Here is a 25,797-nt window from a genome sequence, read left to right as displayed (position 1 = left end):
TTCAGCCCGCACGCGGCGCGGTCGCGCCGGGCAGGGCCGCCGCCACGGTCACCGCGGCCAGCAGCACGAGCGCGGGCGCAAGGGCGGCGACCGTGCCGTGATGGATCTGCAGCAGCCCGCCCACGAGGGCGCCTGCGAACATGGCGGCGACGGACACGGACCTGCGTACGGACGCAGGGCCGAGCCGGTCGGAGGCCAGGCCGGTCAGGGTGCGCGTGAGGACGGTGGTGGTCAGGTCGGGTACGGCGAGCTTGCCGACCACGGCGTTCTGCACCCCCATGCCGAGCGCGAGCAGCACGATCAGGGCGTGCCGGGCGTCGGCCGCGAGGTCGAGCAGCAGCGCCGCCGCCACCAGCGCGGCGTGCGCGCCGACCAGGAGCGCGAACAGCCGCAGCGGCCGCGCGACCCGTGGCGCGATCCGGCCCCCCGTCCACGCGCCCGCCACGAACGCGCCGACGGCGAGGAGTGACGCGGTCGCCGAGAGTTGCACGTCACCGGCGAGCGCGAAGCCCAGGAAGACCACGTTGCCGGTCATGTTGGCGACGAAGACACGGTCGAGGCCCAGATAACTGACGGCGTCGACAAGCCCCGTGACGAAGGTCAGCACGACGAGTAGCGGGGGCAGTACGCCGTGGTGACCCTCGGTGTCGGGGAAGAGGAAGGCGGCGGCCCGGTCGAGCAATGAGTTCATACCCTCTCTTCGGCAGGTACGGGGCGCCGCCCTACCCGCGTGCGGCGGCCGCTCACCGCCTCCAGGCCCGGCGGATGTCACCGCGGGGATCTTCCTGCACCGTCCAGCGGCGGTCGATGACCGTCGTGATCCGGCGTCGGGTGTCGTACGGAGCCCAGCCGGGATCGCCGTCGCGGGCGAAGCGGATCCAGGCGGCGTGCATGCGGGGAGCCAGGTCGGCAGGTGGGCTGCCGGGGTCGAACAGGGCGTTAGGGCCCCGTAGTTGAGCCAGTCGGGCCCGGTCGAGGCCGAAGACGAAGGGGAGTTCCGTCGTGTGGGTGGCCCCGAGCAGTCCGTCGAAGGCACGGGAGCGCCAGTCGAACCGGTAGCTGTACGTGGCGCCGGACGACCGCTCGGCGTGTGCGTCGGCCAGGGCCCAGCTCCCCTTGCCGAACAGCGCGTCGCCCATGACGGCCGAGCGCAGCTGTCCGGGGGAGGCCCCGGGGTGCGTGGCGCGGTAGGTGTCGACGAGCAAGTCCGGGTCCGGGTGCGAGAGTTGGGCCGCGGCATGGACATCGGCCGCCGTCGATGCGGCGTAGGCGCCGGAGGGGACGAGGTAGAGGTTGCCCTCATCCGCGTTGGTGCCGATGAGGAGATCGACGTCGGCGCTCCCGGCTCCGGCGGCGACGGCGTCAGCGGGCTGACGGTCCGCGACCACGCTGAACGGACTGAGCCCGATCAGCGGGTCGTACGCGGTCGGGGTCCGCAGGTCGATCCCGCCGAGACCGGCCATGGCGTCGACCAAGCGCGCGTCCGGGACGGCCTCGAAGGCGTCGGCCCGGGGCGCGATGCCCAGGGCCGCCGCTGCCGCCTTCGTCACGCGGGCGGCCTGTTCGGGCGAGAAGGCGCCGAGGCCACTGCCGCTCTGCACGATGGCGCGCCGCACGAGTCCCCTGCTCTCCGGGGCGGCGACGACGGCACCGGTGAGGGTGGCACCGGCGGACTGGCCGAACAGCGTCACCTGGTCGGGGTCGCCCCCGAACGCGGCGATGTTCTCCCGCACCCAGCGCAGGGCGGCGAGCACGTCCAGAAGGCCGCGGTTGCGCGGCGCTCCCGGCAGGTCGAGGAAACCGCTGATGCCCAGGCGGTAGTTGACGGTCACCAGGACGACGCCGCTGCGCGCGAAGGCGGTGCCGTCGTACAAGCCGGCCCGGGTGGAACCCGCCACGAAGCCTCCGCCGTGCACGAAGACCATGACCGGCAGGGCGGCCTGCCCTCGGCGGACGGGATGCTCGGGAGCCCAAAGGTCGACGGTGAGGTAATCCTCCCCAGAGACCCAACCTGGCCCGAAGTAGGGCGACATGTCGATGGCGCCCAGATTCCGCTCGGCCTGCGGCGCGGTCGGCCCAGCCGCTGTCGCGTCCCGCACGCCCTCCCACGGGGCGTGCGGCTGAGGCGCGGCGAAGCGGCCGGTGCGGGCCGGGGGAGCGGCGTACGGGATGCCGCGGAAGACGGTGAAGCCCCCGTGCCGTGCGCCGGCCACCGCTCCTTGCGCAGTGACCACGGTGGTGCTGGTGCCGTGGCCGTGGCTGGGACGGGGCCCGGGGCGGTGCTCGGTGGTCATGCCGTCGTCACCCCGTCCGTGCGCTCGTACGGTGTGAAGGGCGCCCACCCCTTGATGGCGAACGCGCTGCCCGTGCGTTCGACCTCGGCGGCGCCGTGGCCTCCAAGGTGCGCGGGAACGACGAGCGCGTTGTGGTCCGCGGCCCAGCCCAGGATCCGTCGGCGCGTGGTGCGCGCGCCGACGGGGTCCTCGCAGAAGCAGCTGTTGTGGTCCGGATCGACGAGCTGGACGGGGCTGTGCAGCAGATCGCCGACGAAGACCGCTCGGTCCGTCCCGCTGACGAGGGTGAGAACGCTCGACCCCGGGGTGTGGCCGGGTGCTGTGTCCAGGCGCAGAGCGGCGTCGATCCGGTGGCTTCCTTCCCACAGGTGTACCTGCCCCGCGCGGTGCACGGGGGTGACGCTGTCCTCGAAGACGTTCTGGTTGCCGCGGCCGAGCAGCGCCTTGTGACCGTTCTCGGGATTCCAGAAGTCGTAGTCGTCCTTGGGCAGCAGATAGGTGGCGTTCGGGAACGTGGGAACCCAGTCCCTGCCGTCGAGGCGGGTGTTCCAGCCGACGTGGTCGACGTGCAGATGCGTGTTGATCACGATGTCGACGTCCTCGGGTGTGACGCCTGCCCGGGCCAGGCCGGCCAGGAAGTCGGTGCGCAGGTGGCTCCACACCGGGGAATACGGGCGCTCCTTGTGATTGCCGACGCCCGTGTCGACGAGGATGGTCTTCCCTTCGCTGCGCAGCAGCCAGCTCTGGACCGCGGAGTTGACGATGTTCGTCCGCGGGTCGAGGAAGTGCGGCGGGTGCCAGGCGACGCCTTCGCGCCAGGCGCCCTCCGGGACAGTGGGGAGGAACTGGCCGGGCGCCATGTCGACGGGGCCGTAGTACTCCTTGACGCGGGTGACGCTGACGTTTCCGAGTTCGATCTGATGCGTCTGGTCGGCATGGCTGATGCTGTCGATCTGGTCGATCTGGTCTATCTGGTCCATCGGGTGCTCCGGGGCCGGTACGGGTGTCGGAGCACCACCGTCGCCGGGTCCGCGCAGGTCAGCCAGACCCGCCGCTGCCTACCCCGGACAGGGTCAGGCTGCCGCGCGGGGGCCGATGCAGACTGGGGGACATGAGCGAACGAGGCCGGCTCGGCGACTTCCTGTACGCACGACGTTCACAGCTGCGTCCCGCGGACGTCGGGCTCAAGGATTACGGCGACCGGCGGCGCGTGGCGGGCCTGCGCAGGGAAGAGCTGGCGCTGCTCGCCGGGGTCAGCGCCTCGTACTACACACGGCTGGAGCAGGGGCAGTCGGTGGGAGCTTCCCCGGAGATCCTGGACGCCGTGGCGCGGGCCCTCTGCCTCGACGAGTCGGAGCGGCGGCATCTGCACGACCTCGCCGACGCAGGCAGGAGGCGGACTCCGGCCCGCCGACCGCGGGCCGAGCAGGCGGGGATCACCACGCTCCATCTGCTGAGCACCCTGGAGAGCGTTCCGGCGCTGGTCAGCGGCCGTCGCACCGACGTGCTCGCCTGGAACCGCCTTGGCCACGCACTGTTCGCGTCGCACCTGAGCTTCGACAGCCCCCAGCGGCCTGCCGAGCGCCCCAACCTCGCCAGGATGCTCTTTCTCGACCCGCACACCCGCGGGTTGTACGCCGACTGGACGGCGAAGGCCAGGGCCGTTGTCGAGAACCTGCGGATGGTCGCGGGGCGCCACCCCGACGACACGCTGCTGACCTCGCTCATCGGGGAACTCACCGTCAAGTCACCGGAGTTCGCCGCACTGTGGACCGGCCACCGGGTGCACCCCTGTGACTTCGCCCGCTACGAGATGCGCCACCCCCTCGTCGGCACCCTCACCGTCACCCAGCAGAGCCTTCACCTCCCTCAGGCGCAGGACCAGCACCTGGTGCTCGCCGTCACCGAGCCAGGCTCGCCGTCGAGGGAAGCCGTGACCCTCCTCGGGCAGGGCGCGACCGCCGAGGACCACCCGCGCGCCGACGGCCAGTGGGCCGACGGCCGCCTCCCCCAAGACGCGGACCGACCGGGTGCGGCCCACGGCTTCGGAGGGCAGTCCTAAGAGGGAGTGCGCCCCTCCAACGCCGTCTGCCAGCCCGGCAGTTCGGCCTCGCGTACCGGTGCGGCCCGCCGTCCGCCCCGGGCGAAGAAGTCGGCCAGCGGGAGTGTCGCGGCACCGACCGTCACCGCGTCCGGGCCGAGACGGCCCAGGTCGATGGCGACGCGCCCCGCAGGGTAGGCCAGGGCGTAGGTCGGGATGTACCGCTTCACCGCGCTCAGGAAGCGCTGCCCGAGCTGGAGGCCGGCCCAACCGCCGACGAGGATCCGCTCCGGCTGGAAGAGGTTGATCAGGTCGGCGAGACCCGCGCCCAGGTATTCGGCGGTCTCCTCCAGCACCGCGAGCGCCGTCGGGTCGGCCGCGCCTCCGCCCTCGGGGTAGGCGGCGTTGAGCATGGCGGTGAGCGCGCTCTCCTCGTCGGTGTTCTTCGGCGGGAGCCCGCCCGCCTCCTGCCACCGTTCGAGCAGCGCCTCCGCACCCGCGTACGCCTCCAGGCACCCCAGGGCCCCGCACCGGCACCGTCTGCCCTGCACCCGCACCGTGAGATGCCCCCACTCAAGGGCGCGGCCCTGCTCCACGTCCTCGGTGACGACGCACGCGCCGACACCCGAACCGAACAGGACCACCACAGCGTTGCGCGTCCCACGCCCCGCGCCGAACCACATCTCCGCCTGACCGAGGGTCTTGGCGCCGTTGTCGATGAAGTACGGTACGGAAGCCGGGAGTTGGGACCCACCCAGGCCACCCCGGCCGGTCTCCCGCAGCAGGGATTCCAGCGGGACCGCGTTCCAGCCGATGGTCTGGCCGTGCACGACGGCGCCGAGTTCGCTGTCGCGCGCGACGATCCCGGGTACGCCGATCCCGACGCCCAGCAGGCCCTCCTCCGTGACGCCCCCGGCGCCGAGCACCTCTCCCATCCCGTCGCGGATGAGTTCCGTGATGCCGCCGACGTCGTGGCCTTTCAGGGTCAACGGTCGCTCGGCGCGGGCTAGTTCGGACAGAGAGAGGTCGAAGAGCTCGACGCGTACGCGGGTCTCGCCGACGTCCACGCCGATCAGCTGACCACGGCCGGGCGCGACCCGCAGCAGCGTACGCGGGCGTCCGCCGTCGGACTCCACGCTGCCCGCCTCCTCCACCCACCCCTCCGTCACCAGCTCGGCCACGACGTTGCTGATGGAACCTGAACTCAGTCCGGTGGCGGGGCCGAGCGTGAAGCGGCTCATCGGTCCCTCGAAGTACAACCGCTGCAGTACGGCGGCGCGGTTCTCCCGCCGCAGGTCGTGCACCGTGCGCCCGTTGCGCTGCCCAGCCATGTGGTTCCTTCCGGCCTGTCCTGCCTCGAAGTTGGTTCTGTGTGACCCCTTGACGGTATCTTCCCCGCCGGTTTAACTCACGTCCTAAATTAAGTCATGAGGGCATTCAAGAGTTGAACGCGGCGCTGCTCGACCCGGCGCTGGGCCAGCCGTCCTCCCCATGACTCCCTCCGGAAGGGACACCTGGAGCCATGCGCAGATTCCGAGCCGCCGCCTCCGTCGGCGCCGTCACCCTCTCGCTCGCCCTCACCGCGACCGCCTGCGGAGGCGGTTCGACGACGGGTGGCGAGGGGTCCAACGACTCGCCGAAGACGCTGACCTACTGGGCGTCGAACCAAGGCCCCAACATCGAGGCCGACAAGAAGATCCTCAGGCCCGAACTCGACAAGTTCGAGAAGAAGACGGGCATCAAGGTGAAGCTCGAGGTCATCCCCTGGTCGGACCTGCTCAACAAGATCCTGACCGCGACGACGTCGGGTCAGGGGCCGGACGTCCTGAACATCGGCAACACCTGGAGCGCGTCCCTGCAGGCCAGCGGAGCCCTGCTGCCCTGGGACGAGAAGAACTTCGACAAGATCGGCGGCAAGGACCGCTTCGTGGAGTCCGCGCTCGGCTCGGCGGGGGCGGCGGACAAGGACCCGGCCGCCGTACCGCTGTACTCCATGGCGTACGCCCTCTACTACAACAAAAAGATGTTCAAGGAGGCCGGCATAGACAAGCCGCCCGCCACCTGGGACGAGCTGGTCGAGGACGGCAAGAAGATCTCCAAGGGCGGCAAGTGGGCCCTGGGCGCTGAGGGGGCGAACCTCTCCAACAACATCCACCAGGTCTTCGCGCTCGGCAAGCAGCACGGCGCCGATTTCTTCACCCCGGACGGCAAGCCTGACTTCACCTCCGACGGCGCGGTCGCGGCCGTGAAGCAGTACGTCGACATGATGGGCAAGGACAAGATCATCGCGCCCGGTAACGCCGAGTACGCGCAGAACCAGTCCCTGAGCGACTTCGCCAAGGACAAGACGGCGATGGTGCTGTGGCAGGCGGCGGCCACCACCTTCAAGTCGCAGGGCATGAGCGACGACGAGTGGGGCGTGGCGCCCGTGCCCGTCGAGTCCGGCGCGCCGGGTCAGGGCAAGGCCACCAACTCCATGGTCGCCGGCATCAACATGGCCGTCTTCAAGAACACCAAGAACATCGACGGCTCGCTGAAGTTCGTGAAGTTCATGACGAGCGACGCCGAGCAGAAGATCCTCTGCAAGTCCTACGGCTCCGTGCCGCCGGTCAAGGCCGCCCAGGAGGACGCCGCCTTCGACCGTCCCGAGCTGAAGGTCCTGCGCGACACCCTCGCCAAGAGCGCCGCGCCGCTGCCCCAGGTGGCCAACGAGTCGCAGTTCGAGACCGCGGTCGGCACCGCCGTCAAGAATCTCTTCGCGAACGCCGCCGCCGGCCGTGAGGTGACCACCGCGTCGGTGAAGGCCGAACTGTCCAAGGCTCAGCAGCAGATGTCCCAGCAGTGAGCGACACGTCCGTGACCACCACGAGCACGACCGTCGTGCAGGGCCTCAAGGAGCCGTCCGCGACCGCCCCGGACACGGAGCGCGGCCCGCGCCGCCGTCCCGGACGGCTCCGCCGCATCGGCCTGCCCTACCTCCTGCTGCTGCCGGCCCTCCTGCTCGAAGTCCTCGTCCATCTGCTGCCGATCGTCATCGGCATCACGATGAGCTTCAAGGAGCTCACCCAGTTCTTCATCCGCGACTGGGGCGCCGCGCCCTGGTCCGGCCTGGACAACTACAAGATCGCGGTGGACTTCGACGCGCCGGTCGGCGAGGGGCTGCTGCACTCGTTCCTCGTCACCTGCGCGTTCACGGTGCTCTCGGTCGGCCTGTGCTGGCTGATCGGGACGACCGCCGCGATCTATCTGCAGGAGACGTTCAAGGGGCGGGGCTTCCTCAGGGCGCTCTTCCTGATCCCGTACGCACTGCCCGTGTACGCCGCGGTGATCACCTGGGGCTTCATGTTCCAGCGTGACAACGGCCTCATCAACCACGTCCTGCACGATCAGCTGGGCCTCACCGACAGCGCACCGTTCTGGCTCATCGGCGACAACAGCTTCGTCGCGCTGCTCACCGTCTCGGTGTGGAAGGGCTGGCCGTTCGCCTTCCTCATCCTGATGGCGGGGCTGCAGAACATCCCCAAGGACATGTACGAGGCGGCGGCGCTCGACGGCGCCGGCATGTGGCAGCAGATCCGCCGCATCACGCTGCCGTCCCTGCGCCCCGTCAACCAGGTCCTCGTGCTCGTCCTGTTCCTGTGGACGTTCAACGACTTCAACACGCCGTACGTCCTGTTCGGCAGGTCGGCGCCCGAGGCCGCGGACCTGGTCTCGATCCACATCTACCAGTCCTCGTTCGTCACCTGGAACTTCGGCACCGGTTCCGCCATGTCCGTCCTGCTGCTGCTGTTCCTGCTCGTGGTGACGGGCGTCTATCTGTGGGTCACGTCACGCGAGAGGAAGTCCGCTCATGTCTAGCGCTCGCATGGCCGTGCGGCCCCGCGGGGCCGCGAAGCCCCGGTCGCCGATGGCGGCGCCCCGCTCGTTCCTCTGGTCACGGCGGATCTTCCTGACGCTGCTCACGGGCTTCGTGCTGCTTCCGGTGTTCGTGATGGTGTCCAGCTCGCTCAAGCCACTGGAAGACGTGTCGGGCAAGTTCCGCTGGATGCCGAGCGGGCTCACGATCCGCCCGTACATCGACATCTGGAACACCGTCCCGCTGGCCGATTACTTCATGAACTCGCTGATCGTGGCGGGTGCGGCCACCGTCTGCTCGGTGGTGATCGCCGTCTTCGCCGCCTATGCCGTCAGCCGCTACCAGTTCCGCGGCAAGCGCGTCTTCACGGTGACGGTGCTGTCCACCCAGATGTTCCCCGGCATCCTGTTCCTGCTCCCGCTTTTCCTGATGTACGTCAACATCGGCAACGCCACGGGGATCGCCCTGTTCGGCTCGCGGGCCGGGCTCATCATCACCTATCTGACCTTCTCGCTGCCCTTCTCGATCTGGATGCTGATCGGGTACTTCGACTCGGTGCCGCGCGACCTGGACGAGGCGGCGCTCGTCGACGGCTGCGGTCCGATCGGTGCGCTCTTCCGGGTCGTGGTGCCCGCCGCGATCCCCGGCATCGTCGCGGTCGCCGTCTACGCGTTCATGACCGCATGGGGAGAAGTGCTCTTCGCCTCCGTCATGACGAACGAGGCCACCCGCACGCTCGCCATCGGCCTGCAGGGCTACTCCACCCAGAACGACGTCTACTGGAACCAGATCATGGCCGCGTCGCTGGTCGTGAGCGTGCCGGTGGTCGCGGGCTTCCTCCTGCTCCAGCGCTATCTGGTCGCCGGCCTCACCGCCGGAGCCGTCAAGTGACCCATCCCCCGGCCACCACTGCCGCCGCCCCGTCTGAAAGGACGTCTGTGTCCGAGCTCATCGACCTTGCCGCACTTCCGCACGACTTCGCGTGGGGCACGGCCACATCGGCGTACCAGATCGAGGGGGCCGTCACCCAGGACGGCCGTTCCCCCTCGATCTGGGACACCTTCTCGCACGCCCCCGGAAAGATCGACAACGACGATCACGGTGATGTGGCCTGCGACCACTACAACCGCTGGCGCGAGGACATCGCGCTGATGAAGCAACTGGGCACCAACGCCTACCGGTTGTCCCTCGCCTGGCCTCGCATCGTGCCCGGCGGCGACGGACCGGCCAACGCCAAGGGCCTCGACTTCTACGACCAGTTGATCGACGGCCTGCTCGACGCGGGCATCACGCCGTCAGTGACCCTCTACCACTGGGATCTGCCGCAGGTGCTCCAGGACCGCGGCGGCTGGCCCGAGCGGGAGACCGCCGAGCACTTCGCCGCCTACGCCTCCATCGCCGCCGAGCGCTTCGGCGACCGCGTCACCCAGTGGGCGACGCTGAACGAACCCCTCTGCTCGGCCTGGATCGGCCACCTCGAAGGGCGGATGGCACCTGGCCTGACCGACCTGACCGCCGCCGTGCGCGCCTCGTACCACCTGCTGCTCGGGCACGGTCTCGCCACCCAGGCCATCCGTGCCGCGGCGCCCGGCGCGCAGATCGGCATCGTCAACAACCTCTCCACGGTCGAGCCCGCGAGTGACCGCCCCGAGGACGTGGCCGCCGCCCGCCGCGTGGACGGCCACACCAACCGCTGGTGGCTCGACCCGGTCCACGGCCGCGGCTTCCCGGCCGACATGCAGGAGGTCTACGGCGTCGAACTCCCGGAGCGCGCAGGCGACTTGGCGACCATCGCGCAGCCGCTCGACTGGCTGGGCCTGAACTACTACTTCCCGGCCGTGGTCTCCGACGACCCCGCGGGCCCCGCGCCCTACGCCCACCAGGTGCGCCGCGAGGGAGTCCCCCGTACCGGCATGGACTGGGAGGTCGACGCGAGCGGCATCGAGACGCTCCTGCTGCGCCTGACGAACGAATACGGGGCGCGCAAGCTGTACGTCACCGAGAACGGCTCGTCCTACCCCGACGTCGTACGCCCCGACGGAACGATCGACGACCCGGAGCGCACCGATTACCTGGTCCGGCATCTCGCCGCCTGCGCGAGCGCCGCCCGCAAGGGAGCGCCCCTGGCCGGTTACTACGCGTGGTCCCTGCTCGACAACTTCGAGTGGGCCTACGGCTACGACAAGCGGTTCGGCCTGGTCCACGTCGACTACGAGACGCAGCGCCGCACCGTCAAGGGCAGCGGTCTGCGCTATGCCGACATCATCCGCGGCCACCAGGGGCGGGTGAGCCGCGCGGCCTGACGCGCACGCACGGCTGACGGCGGCTCCCGGCTCTCCGCCGATCCGGGGGCCGCCGCGCTTGTGTGGCTCTGCCTTCCCGTGTCAGGTCGTGTTCACCTTGCGTCCCTCCTTCGCCGCCGCGCCGATGCACACGAGGCCAAGGAGGAGGGTGAGTCCGCCGATGATGATGTTGGTGAGGATGACGCCCATGTCAGGGCTCGTGCCGACGACCCACGGCGACACGATCATCCATACGCCCATGGCGCACATGGCCCAGCTCAGGCCGTACATCCTGGCAGGCGCGACAGTGAATCCGAGGCCCAGCAGGCCGATCGCGATGCCCATGATGAGGTTGTGCGTCGTGAGGACTGGCTGGCTGGTGGTGAAGTGGACCACCCAGGGGGAGATGGCACAGAAGAGACCCGTGAGGAACACAGGTCCGTCCACGAGCGCCACATCTTTCCCACCGAGCACGCGGGCGTATCGATCCCGCATTTCGGATACGTCAGGGTGAGCGGCTATGTCTCCCCTGTGTGAGACGTCGGCCATGAGACTCGTCTCCTCTGCTTGGTGCAGGCCTGATGACCTCGCGCGGCGGAATGTCGCGCACATCCATTCTGCGCTTATTTTTTCTTTATGCGTAGTCGTGGGTGAATGGTGAGCTTCCGGTCACTGCTCGTACGGGGGACCAGAACGCGCCGTCACACGCCACGCCCGCTGGAATGGACGAGTGACCGCGCCCCCGGACGACTGCCTCGCGCGCAACGAGTGGATCTGCGGCGAGTATCTGAGCACCCGCCGCCAGATCATCGTCGACGCGGTCCTCCAGCACCTGGAGCTGACCGCCGTCTCCATCCTCATCGCGCTCGTCATCGCCGTACCGCTGGCCGTCGTCGCCCGCCGCTGGGCCCTCGCCGCAGGTCCCGTCCTCGCGCTGACCACGGTCCTCTACACGATCCCCTCGCTCGCGATGTTCTCGCTGCTGCTTCCCGTGTACGGCCTCTCCGCCTCCCTGGTGGTCGCGGGACTCGTCCTGTACTCACTCACGCTGCTCGTCCGCAACATCCTGGCCGGTCTGCGCGCCGTCCCCGAGGACACGCGGCAGGCCGCCCGCGGCATGGGCTACGGCCCGATCCGCCTCCTGCTCACCGTCGAACTGCCACTCGCGCTGCCCGCCGCCATGGCCGGCCTGCGCATCGCCACCGTCTCCGCGGTCTCCCTCGTCACGGTCGGCGCGATCGTAGGCTTCGGCGGGCTCGGCAACCTGATCTACGCGGGCATGAACACCTACTTCAAGGCACAGGTCCTGACCGCGTCCGTGCTGTGCGTCGTCATCGCCGTACTGGCCGATCTGCTGCTCCTGGGCGTGCAGCGGATCCTCACCCCGTGGACGAGGGCGGTCCGCTCATGAACACCATCAGCGATGCCTGGCAGTGGCTCACCGACTCGGCACACTGGGCCGGCGACGACGGCATCTGGCACCGGCTCACCCAGCACCTCGTGCTCACCGTGGTGTGCCTGATCCTGAGCTGCCTGATCGCGCTGCCGGTCGCACTCGTCCTCGGCCACCTCGGCAAGGGCGGCGCGCTCGCGGTCAACATCTCCAACGTGGGGCGCGCGGTGCCGACCTTCGCGGTGCTCGTCCTGCTGCTCCTCACCCCCATCGGGCAGTGGGGCGAGGGACCCACGGTGGTGGCGCTCGTCCTGTTCGCGGTGCCGCCTCTGCTCACCAACGCCTACGTCGGGATGCGCGGGGTGGACCGCAGCGTCGTCCAGGCCGCCCGTGGCATGGGGATGACGGGGCGGCAGATGCTGTGGCGGGTCGAACTGCCGCTCGCGATGCCGCTGGTCCTGAGCGGGGTGCGGATCGCGGCGGTGCAGCTCGTGGCCACCGCCACCATCGCGGCCCTCGCGGGAGGCGGGGGACTCGGCCGGATCATCACGGCAGGCTTCAACCTGGCGAGCACCCCGCAGGTGGTGGCGGGGGCGGTCCTTGTCGCCGTCTTCGCCCTGATCGTCGAGGGCCTCTTCGAGATCGGCGAACGGCTCGCTCCCGGCTGGGCGCGCGGGAGAGGACGGACGGGATGAGGCGGGGCGCGGTGCGTGGTGGGGCGGCTGCTGCCGGGGTCGCCCTGTTGCTGGCCGGGTGCTCTTCGGGGCCGTCCCTGGAGACCCAGGGCGAGGTGACCGCGCCACCCGGCGACAGCCATCACCTGGTCGTCGGCTCCGCGGGCTTCACCGAGAGCGATCTGCTCGCCCAGATGTACTCCCTGCTCCTGCAGAAGGCCGGATACGGCGCGGAGATCCTCTCCGTGGCCAACCGCGAGCTGTACGAACCCGCCCTGGAGTCCGGCCAGATCGACGTCGTCCCCGAGTACGCGGCGACGTTCGCGGACTGGCTGAACGCCAAGAAGAACGGCGCGGACGCGAAGCCGGTCGGTTCGCCCGACCTGGACGCCACGATGAAGGCCCTGCGCGACCTCGCCACCCCACGCGGCCTCACCGTCCTCGATGCCGGGAAAGCCGTGGACCAGAACGCGTTCGCCGTCACGGAGTCCTTCGCGAGGAAGCACCACCTCAAGACCCTGAGCGACCTCGGCAAGTCCGGCCTGAAGGTGCGCCTCGCCGCGGGCGACGAATGCGTGCAACGCCCGTACTGCGAACCCGGTCTGAAGAAGGTCTACGGCATCGACATCACCTCCGTCGACCCCAAGGGCGTGGGCACGACACAGGCCAAGAAGGCCGTGCAGAGCGGGCAGGACCAGATGGTCCTGACCACATCCACGGACGCCACGCTCGACAACTTCGGCCTCGTCCTGCTGAACGACGACAAGAAACTCCAGAACGCCGACTACATCGTCCCGGTCGTCAACCGCTCCCGCGCGGGCAGCGAGGGCGTCGCGAAAGCACTCGGCCGCCTCAACTCCGTGCTGACGACGGCGGACCTGGCCTCCATGAACGAACAGGTGGACAGCTGGCGCAGGCTGCCGGAGGACGTGGCGCGGACCTACCTGGAGGACAAGGGGCTGCTGTGACGCGGGCCGCGCGGGGTCAGATGCGGGCTGTGCGGTCTCAGGCGTCGGCCACCGAGTCGAACTCCACCTGATCCCGGGGCACGCCCTGCGCGTCCGCGTCCACCGAGCGGCGCAGGGCCTCGTGCAGCTTCGCCGGGGTCAGCACGCCGAGGAAGCGAGCCCCGTCGAGGACCGCGACCCAGCCCGCGTCGTGCTGGAGCATCACACCGAACGCCTGCTTGAGCGGGGCGCCCACCGGGACCCACGCCTTCATGCGATGGGCCAGATCGCCGACCCTGCCGCCCTCGCCGGCCAGCGCCACCTCGTCGATGCCGACCCAGCCGTGCAGATCTCCGCCCGCGTCCAGGACGACGCCCCAGCGGGCGTCCTCCGCGCGCAACAGGGCCGCCGCGTGCGCGGCGGGCTCGTCGAGGCGGACCACCGTCGGCTGCTCCAGGTCGTCCGGCTGGATCTCGGTGACCGAGAGCCGCTTCAGGCCCCGGTCGGCGCCCACGAACCCGGCGACGTACGGCGTCGCCGGGGTGCCGAGCACCGCGCCGGGCGTGTCGTACTGCTCGATGCGTCCCTGCCCGTACACCGCGATCCGGTCTCCGAGCCTGACCGCCTCCTCGATGTCGTGCGTGACCAGGAGAACCGTCTTGCGGACCGCCGCCTGCATCCGCAGGAACTCGTCCTGCAACTGCTCGCGCACCACCGGGTCGACCGCCCCGAAGGGTTCGTCCATGAGGAGTACGGGCGGATCGGCGGCCAGGGCGCGTGCCACGCCCACGCGCTGGCGCTGCCCGCCCGACAACTGCTCGGGGTAGCGGGAGCCGTACGTCTTCGGGTCGAGGCCCACCAGGTCGAGCAGCTCGGCCGCCCGCGCCCGTGCCTTCGCCTTCTTCCAGCCCACCAGCGCGGGCACGGTCGCCGTGTTGTCGAGGATCGTCCGGTGCGGGAAGAGCCCCACCTGCTGGATGACATAGCCGATACGGCGGCGAAGCCGGACCGGGTCGACGTCCGCGATGTTCTCGCCGTTCACGAAGATGCGGCCCGCGGTCGGCTCGATGAGGCGGTTCACCATCATCATCGTGGTCGTCTTGCCGCAGCCGGACGGTCCGACGAGGGTGACCAGTTCCCCCTCGGCGACCTCGAAGGACAGATCGTCCACAGCCATCGTGCCGTCCGGATAGCGCTTGCTCACCTGCTCGAACCGGATCATGCACTCACGCTAACCGTGGCCCTCACACTCCGCTCACCAGCACCACCTCCAGGGTGCGCGGGCCGTGCACGCCCTCCACCCGGTCCAGTTCGATGTCGCTGGTGGCGGACGGTCCCGAGATCCAGGTCAGCGGGCGGGCCGGGTCGAGCCGTTCGAGTGCCTGCGGGACGGAGGAGACCACCTGGTCCCGGACGCGTACGACACAGATGTGGTGATCGGGGACGAGCGTGATGCGCCGGCGGCCCTGGTCGGGTCCGCCGTCGAGGACGATCGTGCCGGTCTCGGCGACGGCGACCGCGCAGCCGGTGACGACGCTGTCGACCGCGTCGAGCTCGTGCGGAGTGCTCTCGGCACGGTCCTCGACACGGGTCGTGTCGGAGGCCTTGAGCCAGTGCGGCGGGAGACCGGGCGGCACGAGTACGGTCCGCGCACCGCGTTCCGCGAGCAACCGCATGAGCAGATCCGGCAGCTCCGCGTCCGCGCAGCGGTGCACGAGCGCGCGATAGTCGGCGAGGTTCTCCGCGAGCAGCTCGACGGTCTGGTCGGTGGTGCGGTGGCCGTGTTCGCGTAGATAGTCGCGTGGGACAGGGGCGCTGTCGCCATCGCGTACGTCAGCCAGTGCTCGCCGGACGCGGCCCAGGATCTGGTCCCTGCTGCTCACTTCCCGCCGCCCTTCTCCGCCCGGTCGCCGGACGTACGCCGCCACCAGTCGCGGAACGGCTCCGCGGGCACCTTCGGCAGGTCCCGTGTCCCGCTCCACGCCCGCCCCGGCCCGGGAAGCGTGCGCGGATGGACGCGCCGGGTCCCGGACGCCAGCCGCTGTCCGGCCCGCAGCGCCCCGGGACGACCGAATGCCCAGCCCGCCGCGCGCATCGCCGCCCGCTCCGCGGCGTGCCCCTTCGCGGGCCGCAGCGTCACCTTCGAACCGTGCCGGGTCACCTCGCCGCCCTGGACCACCCGCTCCCGCAGATGGACGAGGACTTCGGGGATGTCGATGGCCACCGGGCACACCTCGTAGCAGGCCCCGCAGAGGGACGACGCGTACGGGAGTGAGGCGTCGATCTCGCTCTGCGTGCCGCGCAGTTGAGGGCTGAGGATCGCCCCGATGGGGCCGGGGTAGACCGAGCCGTACGCGTGGCCGCCCGCGCGTTCGTACACCGGGCAGACGTTGAGGCAGGCCGAGCAGCGGATGCAGCGCAGCGCCTGGCGGCCCACCTCGTCGGCGAGCGTGTCGCTGCGGCCGTTGTCGAGGAGCACGAGGTGGAAGGTGCTCGGGCCGTCCTCCTCCGAGGTGCCGGTCCACATCGACGTGTACGGATTCATCCGCTCGGCCGTCGAGGAGCGGGGGAGGGTCTGCAGGAAGACCTCCAGGTCCTGCCAGCTCGGCACGATCTTCTCGATGCCGACGACCGAGATCAGCGTCTCGGGGAGCGTCAGGCACATGCGGCCGTTGCCCTCCGACTCGACGACGACCAGGGTGCCCGTCTCGGCGACCATGAAGTTCGCCCCGGAGACGCCGACCTTGGCGCGCAGGAACTTCTCCCGGAGGTGGAGACGGGCGGCCTCGGCGAGTTCGGCGGGGGTGTCGGTGAGGCCGTCCGGGGCGGGGCGGCCCCACTCGCTCATCTCGCGCGCGAAGATCTCGCGGATCTCGCCGCGGTTGCGGTGGATGGCGGGCACCAGGATGTGGGACGGGCGGTCCTTGTCCAGCTGCACGATCAGTTCGGCGAGGTCGGTCTCGTAGGCATGGATGCCCGCCTCTTCGAGCGCTTCGTTGAGGCCGATCTCCTGCGTGGCCATCGACTTGACCTTGACGACCTCCGACTCGCCGGTCTCCTGGACGAGGCGGGTCACGATGCGATTGGCCTCGTCGGCGTCGGCGGCCCAGTGCACGATGCCGCCCGCCGCCGTGACCGACTCCTCCAACTGGTCCAGATAGTGGTCGAGACGGGAGAGGGTGTGGTCCTTGATCTGCTTTCCGGCCTCGCGCAGCTGCGCCCAGTCGTCCAACTCCGCGACGGCGCGAGCCCGTTTGTCGCGGATGGTGTGCGTGGCGTGCCGGAGGTTGGCGCGCAGGGTCTTGTCGGCCACGGCCTCGCGGGCCGCGACGGGAAAGGCGGGCATGCCCACGAACGTGCCGCTCGTGCCGCTCAGGCCGCTCATGACAGGGGCTCCTCTTCCGTGCTCGCCAGGATCTCCGCGATGTGGACCGGGCGCAGGCCGCTCTTCAGGCGGGTCATGGTGCCCCCGATGTGCATCAGGCAGGAGTTGTCCGCCGCACACAGGACATCGGCGCCCGTGGACTCGGCAGTGCGCACCTTGTCCGTGCCCATCGCCGACGAGACATCGGAGTTCTTCATGGCGAAGGTGCCGCCGAATCCACAGCACTCGTCGGCGCCGGGGAGCGCGCGCAGCTCCAGGCCCTTGACCGCCTGGAGCAGTCGCGTGGGGCGATCGCCGAGGCCCAGACTGCGCAGACCGTGGCAGGTCGGGTGGTAGGTCACCGTGTGCGGGTAGTACGCCCCGACGTCCGTCACACCAAGGACGTCCACCAGGAACTCGGTGAGTTCGTACGTCTTGGGCACGACGGGCGCCAGCGTCGCCGCCAGGCCTCCACCGCGGCCCTCCGAACGCGCCCGTTCTCCCATGCGGGGGTACAGCTCGCGGACCATCGCCCCGCACGAACCCGACGGCGTCACGATCGCGTCGTACTCATCCGAGCCGAAGACATCGGAGAAATGACGGGCGAGTGGCTCAGCCTGGTGACGGTAGCCCGTGTTGTAGTGCGCCTGCCCGCAGCAGGTCTGCGCCATCGGGAAGTCAACCTCAACTCCCAGCCTGGTCAGCAGTTTCACCACCGCTCGGCCTGTGTCCGGATAGAGCGTGTCGTTGACACAGGTCAGGAACAGAGCGACACGCATCGCGGGTTCCTCCTCGTCGATCATCGGATGGATGCAGCGTAAGCGCTACGCGCGCTGTGCGGGAGTCATGACGCCGGGACGCGTCGTGCCGCCGCGTCCCACGCCGCACGGCTCGCCGGGTCTCTGGCCGGCTCGTAGCGCGCCAGGGACTGGGTGCGGGCCAGCAGGGCACGCATCTCGTGGCGGTCATCGCCCACCAGGCCGTGCGCCCTGGCCTGGACGAGTACGTTGCCAAGCGCCGCCGCCTCCGCCGGACCCGCGACGACGGGCAGCCCGCAGGCGTCCGCGGTCAGTTGGCACAGGAGAGCGTTGCGCGCGCCGCCGCCGACTATGTGCACCACGTCCACGGAGCGGTCCGCGAGGCGCTGGGCGTCCTCGATGGCCCGTCGGTGTGCCAGGGCCAGCGAGTCGAGGATGCAGCGGGTCGTCTCGGCGGGGGTGGCGGGAGCGGGCTGTCCGGTGGCCCGACAGGCGTCGGCGATGCGGTGCGGCATGTTGCCGGGAGGCAGGAAGGCGGGGTCCGCCGCGTCGACGAGGGAGCGCAGGGCGGGAACGGCGGCGGCTTCGAGCAGCAGCGCTTCCAGGCCGGGGGCGCTCGGGCCCGCGTTCCAGGTGCGCAGGCACTCCTGGAGCAGCCACAGGCCCATGATGTTGCGCAGGTAGCGCACCGTGCCGTCGATGCCGAGCTCATTGGTGAAGTTGGCCTTTCGGCTCTCCTCGGTGCGGACGGGAGCGGTCAGCTCCAGGCCTGCGAGGGACCAGGTGCCGGTGCAGATGTAGGCGAAGTTGTCGGTCGTGGCGGGTACGGCGGCGACGGCTGACGCGGTGTCGTGCGAGGCGACGGTCGTCACCGGGACGGGCGAGGTGAGTCCGGTGTCTTCGAGAACGTGAGGGAGCAAGTGTCCTGCGGGGGAGCCCGGATGCCGCAACGGTGGGAAGAGCGCCAGGTCGACGCCGAGGCGCGTCGCCACCTCGTGTGCCCAGTTGCCTGTGCCGGGGTCCATGAGCTGTGTGGTGGAGGCGTTGGTCAGCTCGGTGCCGAGCTCGCCCGTCAGCCAGTACGTGAGCAGATCCGGGATCAGCAACAGGTGTTCGGCCGCTGCCAGTTGAGCCGTCTCCTGTGCGGCGATCAGTTGGTACAGGGTGTTGAAGGGGGCGTACTGGATGCCTGTGGTGGCGTAGAGCTCGGTGGGCGGGACGGTCGTCCACGCTGTGGGCGCGATGCCCTCGGTGCGGGCATCGCGGTAGTGCACCGGGTTGCCCAGAAGGGTGCGGTCCGCGTCGAGCAGGCCGTAGTCGACTGCCCAGCTGTCGATCCCGATGGACGTGAGGGGGGCAGCGGATCCTGCGACGCGCAGACCTTCGAGGACCCCGGCGTACAGGGACAGGACGTCCCAGTGCAGGGTGCCGGCAGTCCGGACCGGGCGGTTGGGGAAGCGGTGTGCCTCCTGGAGAGTGAGGGTGTCGGGCCCTGCCTCGGCCACCATGACGCGTCCGCTGGAGGCCCCGAGGTCGACGGCGGCGAAAAGTCGGGATGAGTGGGTGCGGGGACGCGGGCGGGAGTGGGGCATGGTGGCTCGCAGGGTTGAGGGTGGGTCCAGGTGTTCGGTGGTCGGAGGGGGCGCGGGCTACCTGAGGTACGCGGGCTATCTGAGGAAGGCCGCCGCGACGCCCGCGTCCACCGGTATGTGCAGGCCCGTCGTGTGGGTCAGATCGCCTGCCGTCAGGGCGAAGACGGCGTTGGCCACGTGCTCGGGGAGCACCTCGCGCTTGAGGAGGGTGCGCTGGGCGTAGAACTCGCCCAGGTTCTCCTCCTCGATCCCGTACATCGCCGCGCGTTGCGCGCCCCAGCCGCCCGCGAAGATCCCCGAGCCGCGGACCACCCCGTCCGGATTGATGCCGTTCACGCGGATGCCGTGTTCACCCAACTCGGCTGCCAGAAGCCGCACTTGATGGGCCTGGTCCGCCTTGGTGGCGGAGTACGCGATGTTGTTCGGGCCCGCGAACACGGCGTTCTTCGACGTGATGTAGATGATGTCGCCGCCCAGCGACTGGTCCCGCATGACGCGGGCCGCCTCGCGGGAGACGAGGAAGGAGCCGCGGGCCATGATGTCGTGCTGGAGGTCCCAGTCCCGGGCCGTGGTGTCCAGCAAAGGCTTGGAGATGGAGGTGCCCGCGTTGTTCACCACCAGGTCGACTCCGCCGAAGGCCAGGATCGCCGACTTGAAGGCGGCCTCGATCTGTTCCTCGGACGTGACGTCCATGGGGATGGCCACGGCCTTGTCCGGGCCGCCCAGCTCGTCCGCCACAGCGGCCGCGTTCTCCGCGTCGAGGTCCGCCACCGCAACGCAGGCGCCCTCCGCCACCAGGCGGTGCGCGATCGCCTTGCCGATGCCGCTGCCCGCCCCGGTCACCAGGGCGACGCGGGTGGCCAGAGGCTTGGGCTTCGGGAGGCGTTGCAGCTTGGCCTCCTCCAGCGGCCAGTACTCGATGCGGAACTTCTCCGACTCGTTGATCGGGGCGTACGTGGAGACCGCCTCGGCGCCTCGCATGACGTTGATGGCGTTCACGTAGAACTCGCCTGCCACTCGGGCTGTCTGCTTGTCCTTGCCGAAGGAGAACATGCCCACGCCCGGGACGAGGACGATGGCCGGGTCGGCGCCGCGCATGGCGGGAGAGGTCGGGTCGGCGTGGCGGGTGTAGTACGCCGCGTACTCCTCGCGGTAGGCGGCGTGCAGCACCTTGAGGCGGGCGACGGCCTCCTGGAGCGGGACGGTCGGCGGCAGGTCCAGGACCAGCGGCCGGATCTTCGTGCGGAGGAAGTGGTCGGGACAGGAGGTCCCCAGGGCCGCCAGACGCGGGTGCTCCGTGGCGGACAGGAAGTCCAGGACGACGTCCGTGTCGGTGAAGTGGCCGACCTGGGGGCGGTCTCGCGACGCCAGCGAGCGGATGTGCGGGGCCAGTTCGGCCGCACGGTCGCGGCGTGCGGCGGCGGGGAGAGGGCCGTACCCCTCCAGGGCCGGGCCGAAGGGGGTGGGCTTGCCACGGTCGGCGAGGAACGCCTCCGCCGTGCGGATGATGTGCAGTGAGTTGCGCTCGCACTCCTCCGCCGTGGCACCCCAGGCCGTGATGCCGTGCCCGCCCAGGACGCAGCCGATGGCGTCGGGGTTGGCCGCTTGCACCGCGGCGATGTCCAGGCCGAGCTGGAAGCCGGGGCGCCGCCAGGGCACCCAGGCCACCGCGGCGCCGAAGCACTCTGCCGTCAGCTTCTCGCCGTCCGCGGCGCAGGCCAGGGCGATACCCGAGTCCGGGTGCAGATGGTCCACGTGCGGTGCGTCCACCAAAGCGTGCATCGCGGTGTCGATGGAGGGGGCCGCACCGCCCTTGCCGTGCAGGCAGTAGTCGAAGGCGCCGACCATCTCGTCCTCACGGTCCGGTCCCGCGTACACCTCCTTCAGGGCGTGGAGGCGGTCGAGGCGCAGGACCGCGAGGCCTTCCTCGGTGAGGGTGCCCAGGTCGCCGCCCGAACCCTTGACCCACATCAGGTCCGTGTCCGCGCCCGTGACCGGGTCGGGGGCCGTGCCCTTCGCGGACGCGTTGCCGCCCGCGTAATTGGTGTTGCGCGGGTCGGCGCCCAAGCGGTGGGCGCGGTCGAGAAGTTCGGTGATCCGTGCGTGCTGTGTCATGTCGCTCATGCCCCCCATCCGGCCTGCTCGCCGCCCACGCGGTCCTTGACGATCTGCTCCTGCCAGCCTGACTCCCGATAGGCCCTCATGGGATCAGGGTCGAGCCCCGACTCCTCCCTGACTTCTGCCAGTAGGGGGCGGACGTCCGTGTTGAACGCGTCCATCAAGGCCGCGTTGGCGGCGAGCACGTCGCCGGTCCGCTGCGCCTCGGCCAGCGCGTCCGCGTCGACGAGCAGGGCCTTGGCTGTGGCCTCCTGCACGTTCATCACCGACCGGATGATCGCGGGGATCTTCGCCTCGATGTTGTGGCACTGGTCGAGCATGAACGCGATGTCCGAGTCCAGGCCGCCGCCCCGGACGACCTCGTACATGATCCGGAAGAGCTGGAAGGGGTCCGCGGCGCCCGCCATCAGGTCGTCGTCCGCGTAGAAGCGCGAGTTGAAGTCGAAACCGCCCAGGCGGCCCTCGCGCAGGAGGGTCGCCACGATGAACTCGATGTTGGTGCCGGGCGCGTGGTGGCCGGTGTCCACGACCACCTGGGCCTTCGGACCGAGTTTCAGGCAGTGCGCGTAGGCAGTGCCCCAGTCCGGGATGTCCGTCGCGTAGAAGGCGGGCTCGAAGAGCTTGTACTCGATGAGCATGCGCTGGTCGTCGCCGAGCCGGTCATAGGTCGTCCGCAGGGCCTCCGCGAGCCGGTCCTGGCGGCTGCGGAGGTCGTCCTGGCCCGGGTAGTTGGTGCCGTCGGAGAACCACAGCTTCAGGTCGCGTGAGCCCGTCGCGTCCATGATGTCCACGCACTCGAGGAGATGGTCGAGTGCCTTGCGCCGGACCGTCGGGTCCGGGTTGGTGACCGAGCCGAGTTTGTAGTCGTCGTCCTGGAAGACGTTGGCGTTGATCGCGCCGAGCGTCACGCCGCGCTCGGCGGCGTAGTCCGCGAGCGCCGCGTAGTCGTCGACCTTGTCCCAGGGGATGTGCAGGGCGACCCTGGGCGCCACGCCCGTGTGGGCGTGCACGCGGGCGGCGTCGTCCAGCTTCTCCCGGGTCGTGCGGGGGACACCTGGCTGCGCGAAGACCTTGAAGCGCGTACCGGAGTTGCCGTACGCCCAGGACGGGGTCTCCAGGGCCTGGGTGGTGAGTGCCGCTTTCACGGCGTCCTTGCTGGTTCCGGCGGTCATCGCGCAGCCTTCCGAAAGAGCGGTCGAGGTGGGTCAGTTGGAGAATCGGTGCGTGCCGGAGGCCGCGGCGAAGACGGCGCAGCCGTCCTCCATCCGCAGGAACTCCGCCGCGCCATGCGTCACTTGAGTGCGCTTGTCGGCGGGGATCCACACCTCCGCCGTGGTGTTGGCGGGCAGGGTGAGGGTGAGACGGAATCCTTCGTCGTCCGTCTTCCAGTGGGTGCTGACAGGGCCGTAGAGCGCGTCGAAGCTGCTTCGGGCCTCGGTCACACCGCCGCCGGGCCGCGGACGGACGAGGATCTTGCGGAAGCCCGGGTCGGCCGGTGCGATGCCCGCGATGTTGGCGTACATCCACTCGCCCACCGAGCCGTAGGCGTAGTGGTTGAAGGAGTTCATGCCGGCGTCCTGGAAGCTCCCGTCCGGCTTGATGGAGTCCCAGCGTTCCCACATCGTCGTGGCGCCCTTGTCGATCTGGTAGCCCCAGCTGGGGAAGGACTTCTGGACGAGGAGGCGGTAGGCCACGTCCGTGTGGCCGGTGGCCGTCAGGACGGGGAGCAGGCGTGGTGTGCCGAGGAAGCCCGTCGACAGGTGCCAGTCCTTGGACTTGATGAGCTCCACCAGGCGGGCGGCCGCCGGTGCGCGGTCGCCGTCGTCGAGCAGTTCCATGGACAGGGCCAGGACGTACGCGGTCTGTGTGTCGCCCTTCACCCGCCCGCCGCCGGTCACGTACGCCGCACGGAAGGCGTCACGGACGCTCCCGAACAGCTTCTTGTACGGGGCGGGGTCCTTGCCCAGCGCTTCGGCCACCCGCGCCACGAGGTCGGCGCTGTGGGCGAAGTAGGCGGTGCCTATGACGTCCTTGGGGGTCTCGTCCTGGATGTTGAGCCAGTCTCCGTAGCCCTCGGCGGGACGCAGATATCCGGAGCTGTGCTTCTCCAGGTAGTCGAGCCACTTCAGCATCGAGGACCAGGACTGCTCCAGGACGCGCTTGTCCCCGTAGGCCTGGTACAGCGCCCAGGGTACGGTCACGCCTGCGTCGCCCCAGCCGGCCACGCCCTTGCCGACGGTACCGACGAACGGGGCCACATCGGGGAACGCGCCGTCCTCGGGTTGCCCGTCGCGCAGGTCGTCGAGCCACTTCGTGAGGAAGCGCGCCGACTCCATCGTATAGGCGGCGGTCGGCGCGAAGACATTGATGTCGCGCCCGTCCAGCCGAGCCGCTCGTCGCGCGCGGGGGTGTCGGTCGGGATGGAGAGAAAGTTGCCGCGCTGGCCCCAGGTGATGTTGCTGTGCAGCTGGTTGAGCATGGGGACGTTCGTCTCGAAGTCCATCGTGAAGGGCGCGGAGGTGTGGATGACGCGGCCCGTCACGGCGTCGAGCGGTGGCGTGCCCGGGTAGCCCGTCACCTCCACGTAGCGGAAGCCGTGGAAGGTGAACCGCGGCTCGAACGTCTCCTTGCCGCCGCCCTTGAGCGTGTACGTGTCGGTGGCGCCGGCGGACCGCAGATTGGCGGTGTAGATCGTGCCGTCGGAGTTGAGGACCTCCGCGTGGCGCAACCGGACCTTCGTACCGGCCTTCCCGGACACGTTCAGCCTGACCGCGCCGACCATGTTCTGACCGAGGTCGAAGACGAAGACGCCGGGCTTCGGCTCGCTCACCTTCCGGGCGGAGATCTCGCTCTCCACGCGCGTGTGCCCGTCGATCTGGGCCACGACGGCGGCCTTGACCTTGTCGACGGCGTCAGCGGCGACCCACTTCGAGTCGTCGAACCCGGCACGCGTCCAGCCCGCGGTCTCCAGGCGGGCGTCGTAGTCCTCGCCCGACAGGAGGTCCGCGGCGGTGACCGGGCCCGTGGCGGCGCGCCAGTCGGTGCCGGACAGCACACGGTCGGTGGAACCGTCGGTGTACGTGACCTCCAACTGGGCGAGCAGCGCAGGGCGTTCGCCGTACTGGTGCGGACCGAACATGCCGACGTTGCCCGCGTACCAGCCGACCGCGACCGTCACGCCGAGCGCGTTGGCACCGGACTTGAGCTGCTTGGTGACGTCGTACGTCTGGTACTGGACCCGCTTGTCGTAGTCGGTCCAGCCCGGCGCCAGACGGTCGTCACCGACCCGTTCGCCGTTCAGCCAGGCGTCGTAGAGGCCGAGGGCCGTGGAGTACAGCCGGGCCCGGGCGACCTTCTTCCCCGGCCGCAGGCGGAACTCGTGGCGCAACTGAGCGGCGGGGCAGTGGTTGGGGGCGACCTTCCCCCACGGGCCCGAACCCCAGGCTGCGGCGACCTTGGCCGCCGACCAGGAGGCGTCGTCGTATCCCGTCGACTGCCACTCGCCGACGGGCTCCTTGTCGGTGGTCTTCCACGTGCCGTCGGTGCTCAGGACGCGCACGCCGTCGGCGGTCGTCAACTCCAGCGCACCGAGCAGTCCGGCGGGCCCGGTGGTGGCGTTCGTGGCGGACACGACGATGACCGCGGCGCCCGCGCGGAGTTGGCCGGTCACGTCCACGACCACGGGACGGCGCCAGTTGTCGGCGGCACTGTCCGCTTCGGTGTGCGCCACGCGCGTGCCGTTCACGTACGCGGTGTAGCCGTCGTCGGCTGTCATGACCAGCCGCGCGCGGGTCACCCCTTCGGGGACATCGACGCGGCCGCGGAACCAGCGGGTGGCAGCCGGAGCGCTGGTCGCGGGGTCGCCCTCGGGGAACCAGATCCAGGAGGTGTCGTCCAGGGCGGGCGCGCCGACGAGGGAGGCGGGCGCGCCGATCCAGCGCGCCGTCCAGTCCTTCGCCGCCACGAGTCCGGTCTCCCACCAGGAGGCCTCGCTCCAGTCGGAGGCCTTGCCCGCTTTGTCCCAGACGCGGACCGACCAGTAGTAGCGCGTACGCGACTTGAGGTCGGGGCCCGCGTACGGGACCAGGACGGAGTCGCCGGACGCGACCTTGCCGCTGTCCCAGATGTCTGGCTCGGTCAGGCGGCTCGCGGCGGTGGCCACGCGCACCTGATACGCGCTCTGCGTCTGGCCCTCCTTGGTTGACGCCAGAGGCCAACTCAGCCTCGGGCGCGGCACGTCGAGACCGAGGGGGTGTCTCACGTACTCCACGGTCGGTCTGGTCACGCGTAGGGCGCGGCCCCCTGCGGAAGGGGCGGCATGGGCCGTCGGTAGGGGCCCGGCGGCCATCGCTGTTCCCAGGGCGGCCGTGGCGGTGGTGCTGAGCAGTCGTCTTCTGCTGATCACAACTCGACTCCGTAACGACTCGACGATGAATCGTTTCACGAGAGGCGAAGCTAGGGAGCGTGCCGCCCGCTGT

At 70.1% G+C, this 25,797-nt stretch carries 20 protein-coding genes and 1 pseudogene; 8 read left to right on the top strand and 13 right to left on the bottom strand.

Annotated features, from left to right (window positions below; translation table 11 throughout):
- Position 1: 1 nt before the first annotated feature.
- From ACZ5U5_RS03255 to ACZ5U5_RS03245, 3 genes are read right to left on the bottom strand one after another with little or no spacing between them, the layout of a single operon-like run.
- Positions 2-691, bottom strand: coding sequence for a YoaK family protein (locus ACZ5U5_RS03255; protein WP_469015557.1), 690 nt, complete (start codon positions 689-691; stop codon positions 2-4).
- 52 nt (positions 692-743) lie between these two features.
- Positions 744-2,294 (bottom strand): carboxylesterase/lipase family protein, encoded by a 1,551-nt coding sequence (locus tag ACZ5U5_RS03250; protein ID WP_469015555.1) that lies wholly within the window; start codon positions 2,292-2,294, stop codon positions 744-746.
- On the bottom strand, positions 2,291-3,274 hold the full coding sequence (locus ACZ5U5_RS03245; RefSeq protein WP_469015554.1) for an MBL fold metallo-hydrolase: 984 nt from the start codon (positions 3,272-3,274) through the stop codon (positions 2,291-2,293). Before ACZ5U5_RS03245 ends, ACZ5U5_RS03250 begins: the two co-directional genes overlap by 4 nt.
- 131 nt (positions 3,275-3,405) lie before the next feature.
- Between ACZ5U5_RS03245 and ACZ5U5_RS03240 the strand changes: the two genes are divergently transcribed.
- Positions 3,406-4,356, top strand: a complete 951-nt coding sequence (locus ACZ5U5_RS03240) for a helix-turn-helix transcriptional regulator (protein ID WP_469015551.1) — start codon at positions 3,406-3,408, stop codon at positions 4,354-4,356.
- Here the strand turns inward: ACZ5U5_RS03240 and ACZ5U5_RS03235 are convergent.
- Positions 4,353-5,666, bottom strand: coding sequence for an ROK family transcriptional regulator (locus ACZ5U5_RS03235; protein ID WP_469015548.1), 1,314 nt, complete (start codon positions 5,664-5,666; stop codon positions 4,353-4,355). The genes ACZ5U5_RS03240 and ACZ5U5_RS03235 overlap by 4 nt on opposite strands.
- Positions 5,667-5,857: 191 nt before the next feature.
- Here ACZ5U5_RS03235 and ACZ5U5_RS03230 point away from each other — a divergent pair, with 191 nt between their 5' ends.
- Genes ACZ5U5_RS03230 through ACZ5U5_RS03215 form a run of 4 tightly spaced genes read left to right on the top strand, consistent with a single transcriptional unit; the run spans position 5,858 to position 10,494 of the window.
- Positions 5,858-7,180, top strand: a complete 1,323-nt coding sequence (locus ACZ5U5_RS03230) for an ABC transporter substrate-binding protein (RefSeq protein ID WP_469015545.1) — start codon at positions 5,858-5,860, stop codon at positions 7,178-7,180.
- Between the two features lie 35 nt (positions 7,181-7,215).
- Complete coding sequence (locus tag ACZ5U5_RS03225; protein ID WP_469016902.1) at positions 7,216-8,193, top strand: carbohydrate ABC transporter permease; 978 nt, start codon at positions 7,216-7,218, stop codon at positions 8,191-8,193.
- Positions 8,186-9,082 carry a carbohydrate ABC transporter permease gene (locus tag ACZ5U5_RS03220; RefSeq protein WP_469015542.1) on the top strand — a complete coding sequence of 299 codons (897 nt, stop codon included), beginning with the start codon at positions 8,186-8,188 and terminating at the stop codon, positions 9,080-9,082. The genes ACZ5U5_RS03225 and ACZ5U5_RS03220 overlap by 8 nt, the downstream gene beginning before the upstream one ends.
- 47 nt (positions 9,083-9,129) lie before the next feature.
- Complete coding sequence (locus ACZ5U5_RS03215; protein ID WP_469015539.1) at positions 9,130-10,494, top strand: GH1 family beta-glucosidase; 1,365 nt, start codon at positions 9,130-9,132, stop codon at positions 10,492-10,494.
- 81 nt (positions 10,495-10,575) lie between these two features.
- Here ACZ5U5_RS03215 and ACZ5U5_RS03210 read toward each other — a convergent pair whose 3' ends face one another.
- Entirely contained in the window at positions 10,576-11,022 is a 447-nt protein-coding gene (locus ACZ5U5_RS03210) for an SPW repeat protein (RefSeq protein ID WP_469015537.1), read from the bottom strand.
- Positions 11,023-11,203: 181 nt separating this feature from the next.
- On the opposite strand from ACZ5U5_RS03210, the gene ACZ5U5_RS03205 reads away from it, so the two are divergent.
- The 3 genes from ACZ5U5_RS03205 to ACZ5U5_RS03195 are packed head-to-tail and all read left to right on the top strand — an operon-like array spanning position 11,204 to position 13,508.
- Complete coding sequence (locus ACZ5U5_RS03205; RefSeq protein WP_363206120.1) at positions 11,204-11,884, top strand: ABC transporter permease; 681 nt, start codon at positions 11,204-11,206, stop codon at positions 11,882-11,884.
- The gene (locus ACZ5U5_RS03200; RefSeq protein ID WP_469015533.1) at positions 11,881-12,561 is read left to right on the top strand and encodes an ABC transporter permease; all 681 of its coding nucleotides are present in this window, start codon (positions 11,881-11,883) and stop codon (positions 12,559-12,561) included. The genes ACZ5U5_RS03205 and ACZ5U5_RS03200 overlap by 4 nt, the downstream gene beginning before the upstream one ends.
- The gene (locus ACZ5U5_RS03195; RefSeq protein ID WP_469015530.1) at positions 12,558-13,508 is read left to right on the top strand and encodes an ABC transporter substrate-binding protein; all 951 of its coding nucleotides are present in this window, start codon (positions 12,558-12,560) and stop codon (positions 13,506-13,508) included. Before ACZ5U5_RS03200 ends, ACZ5U5_RS03195 begins: the two co-directional genes overlap by 4 nt.
- A 37-nt stretch (positions 13,509-13,545) precedes the next feature.
- Here ACZ5U5_RS03195 and ACZ5U5_RS03190 read toward each other — a convergent pair whose 3' ends face one another.
- From ACZ5U5_RS03190 to ACZ5U5_RS03155, 8 genes and pseudogenes are all read right to left on the bottom strand, one after another.
- Positions 13,546-14,709 carry an ABC transporter ATP-binding protein gene (locus tag ACZ5U5_RS03190; protein ID WP_469015527.1) on the bottom strand — a complete coding sequence of 388 codons (1,164 nt, stop codon included), beginning with the start codon at positions 14,707-14,709 and terminating at the stop codon, positions 13,546-13,548.
- A gap of 22 nt (positions 14,710-14,731) precedes the next feature.
- Positions 14,732-15,370: a LutC/YkgG family protein gene (locus ACZ5U5_RS03185; protein WP_469015525.1), complete on the bottom strand. Its 639-nt coding sequence runs from the start codon at positions 15,368-15,370 to the stop codon at positions 14,732-14,734.
- Positions 15,367-16,872, bottom strand: coding sequence for a LutB/LldF family L-lactate oxidation iron-sulfur protein (locus tag ACZ5U5_RS03180; RefSeq protein ID WP_469015522.1), 1,506 nt, complete (start codon positions 16,870-16,872; stop codon positions 15,367-15,369). Before ACZ5U5_RS03180 ends, ACZ5U5_RS03185 begins: the two co-directional genes overlap by 4 nt.
- Complete coding sequence (locus ACZ5U5_RS03175) at positions 16,869-17,630, bottom strand: (Fe-S)-binding protein (protein ID WP_469015519.1); 762 nt, start codon at positions 17,628-17,630, stop codon at positions 16,869-16,871. The genes ACZ5U5_RS03180 and ACZ5U5_RS03175 overlap by 4 nt, the downstream gene beginning before the upstream one ends.
- Positions 17,631-17,695: 65 nt before the next feature.
- Entirely contained in the window at positions 17,696-19,201 is a 1,506-nt protein-coding gene (locus ACZ5U5_RS03170) for a rhamnulokinase (protein ID WP_469015516.1), read from the bottom strand.
- A 75-nt stretch (positions 19,202-19,276) separates the two neighbouring features.
- A complete protein-coding gene (locus ACZ5U5_RS03165; RefSeq protein WP_469016899.1) occupies positions 19,277-21,316 on the bottom strand; it encodes a bifunctional aldolase/short-chain dehydrogenase in 2,040 nt (679 codons plus the stop codon).
- 5 nt (positions 21,317-21,321) lie between these two features.
- Positions 21,322-22,491 carry an L-rhamnose isomerase gene (gene rhaI, locus ACZ5U5_RS03160; protein ID WP_469015513.1) on the bottom strand — a complete coding sequence of 390 codons (1,170 nt, stop codon included), beginning with the start codon at positions 22,489-22,491 and terminating at the stop codon, positions 21,322-21,324.
- A gap of 33 nt (positions 22,492-22,524) precedes the next feature.
- Positions 22,525-25,724 (bottom strand): annotated as a pseudogene (locus tag ACZ5U5_RS03155) (alpha-L-rhamnosidase).
- Positions 25,725-25,797: the final 73 nt, after the last annotated feature.

It is taken from the genome of Streptomyces sp. NPDC033177 (genome assembly GCF_055577715.1).
Note: the sequence above shows the minus strand (reverse complement) of the source record. Positions and strands in the feature narration are given on the sequence as shown.

Excerpts from the sequence above, each read along its gene's own strand:
- ACZ5U5_RS03200 (WP_469015533.1), top strand. The coding sequence starts at position 11,881 with ATGAACACCATCAGCGATGCCTGGCAGTGGCTCACCGACTCGGCACAC.
- ACZ5U5_RS03255 (WP_469015557.1), bottom strand. The coding sequence starts at position 691 with ATGAACTCATTGCTCGACCGGGCCGCCGCCTTCCTCTTCCCCGACACC.
- ACZ5U5_RS03180 (WP_469015522.1), bottom strand. The coding sequence starts at position 16,872 with ATGAGCGGCCTGAGCGGCACGAGCGGCACGTTCGTGGGCATGCCCGCC.
- ACZ5U5_RS03170 (WP_469015516.1), bottom strand. The coding sequence starts at position 19,201 with ATGCCCCACTCCCGCCCGCGTCCCCGCACCCACTCATCCCGACTTTTC.
- ACZ5U5_RS03190 (WP_469015527.1), bottom strand. The coding sequence starts at position 14,709 with ATGATCCGGTTCGAGCAGGTGAGCAAGCGCTATCCGGACGGCACGATG.
- ACZ5U5_RS03230 (WP_469015545.1), top strand. The coding sequence starts at position 5,858 with ATGCGCAGATTCCGAGCCGCCGCCTCCGTCGGCGCCGTCACCCTCTCG.
- ACZ5U5_RS03245 (WP_469015554.1), bottom strand. The coding sequence starts at position 3,274 with ATGGACCAGATAGACCAGATCGACCAGATCGACAGCATCAGCCATGCC.
- ACZ5U5_RS03210 (WP_469015537.1), bottom strand. The coding sequence starts at position 11,022 with ATGGCCGACGTCTCACACAGGGGAGACATAGCCGCTCACCCTGACGTA.
- ACZ5U5_RS03250 (WP_469015555.1), bottom strand. The coding sequence starts at position 2,294 with ATGACCACCGAGCACCGCCCCGGGCCCCGTCCCAGCCACGGCCACGGC.
- ACZ5U5_RS03220 (WP_469015542.1), top strand. The coding sequence starts at position 8,186 with ATGTCTAGCGCTCGCATGGCCGTGCGGCCCCGCGGGGCCGCGAAGCCC.
- rhaI (WP_469015513.1), bottom strand. The coding sequence starts at position 22,491 with ATGACCGCCGGAACCAGCAAGGACGCCGTGAAAGCGGCACTCACCACC.
- ACZ5U5_RS03165 (WP_469016899.1), bottom strand. The coding sequence starts at position 21,316 with ATGACACAGCACGCACGGATCACCGAACTTCTCGACCGCGCCCACCGC.
- ACZ5U5_RS03195 (WP_469015530.1), top strand. The coding sequence starts at position 12,558 with ATGAGGCGGGGCGCGGTGCGTGGTGGGGCGGCTGCTGCCGGGGTCGCC.
- ACZ5U5_RS03240 (WP_469015551.1), top strand. The coding sequence starts at position 3,406 with ATGAGCGAACGAGGCCGGCTCGGCGACTTCCTGTACGCACGACGTTCA.
- ACZ5U5_RS03175 (WP_469015519.1), bottom strand. The coding sequence starts at position 17,630 with ATGCGTGTCGCTCTGTTCCTGACCTGTGTCAACGACACGCTCTATCCG.
- ACZ5U5_RS03235 (WP_469015548.1), bottom strand. The coding sequence starts at position 5,666 with ATGGCTGGGCAGCGCAACGGGCGCACGGTGCACGACCTGCGGCGGGAG.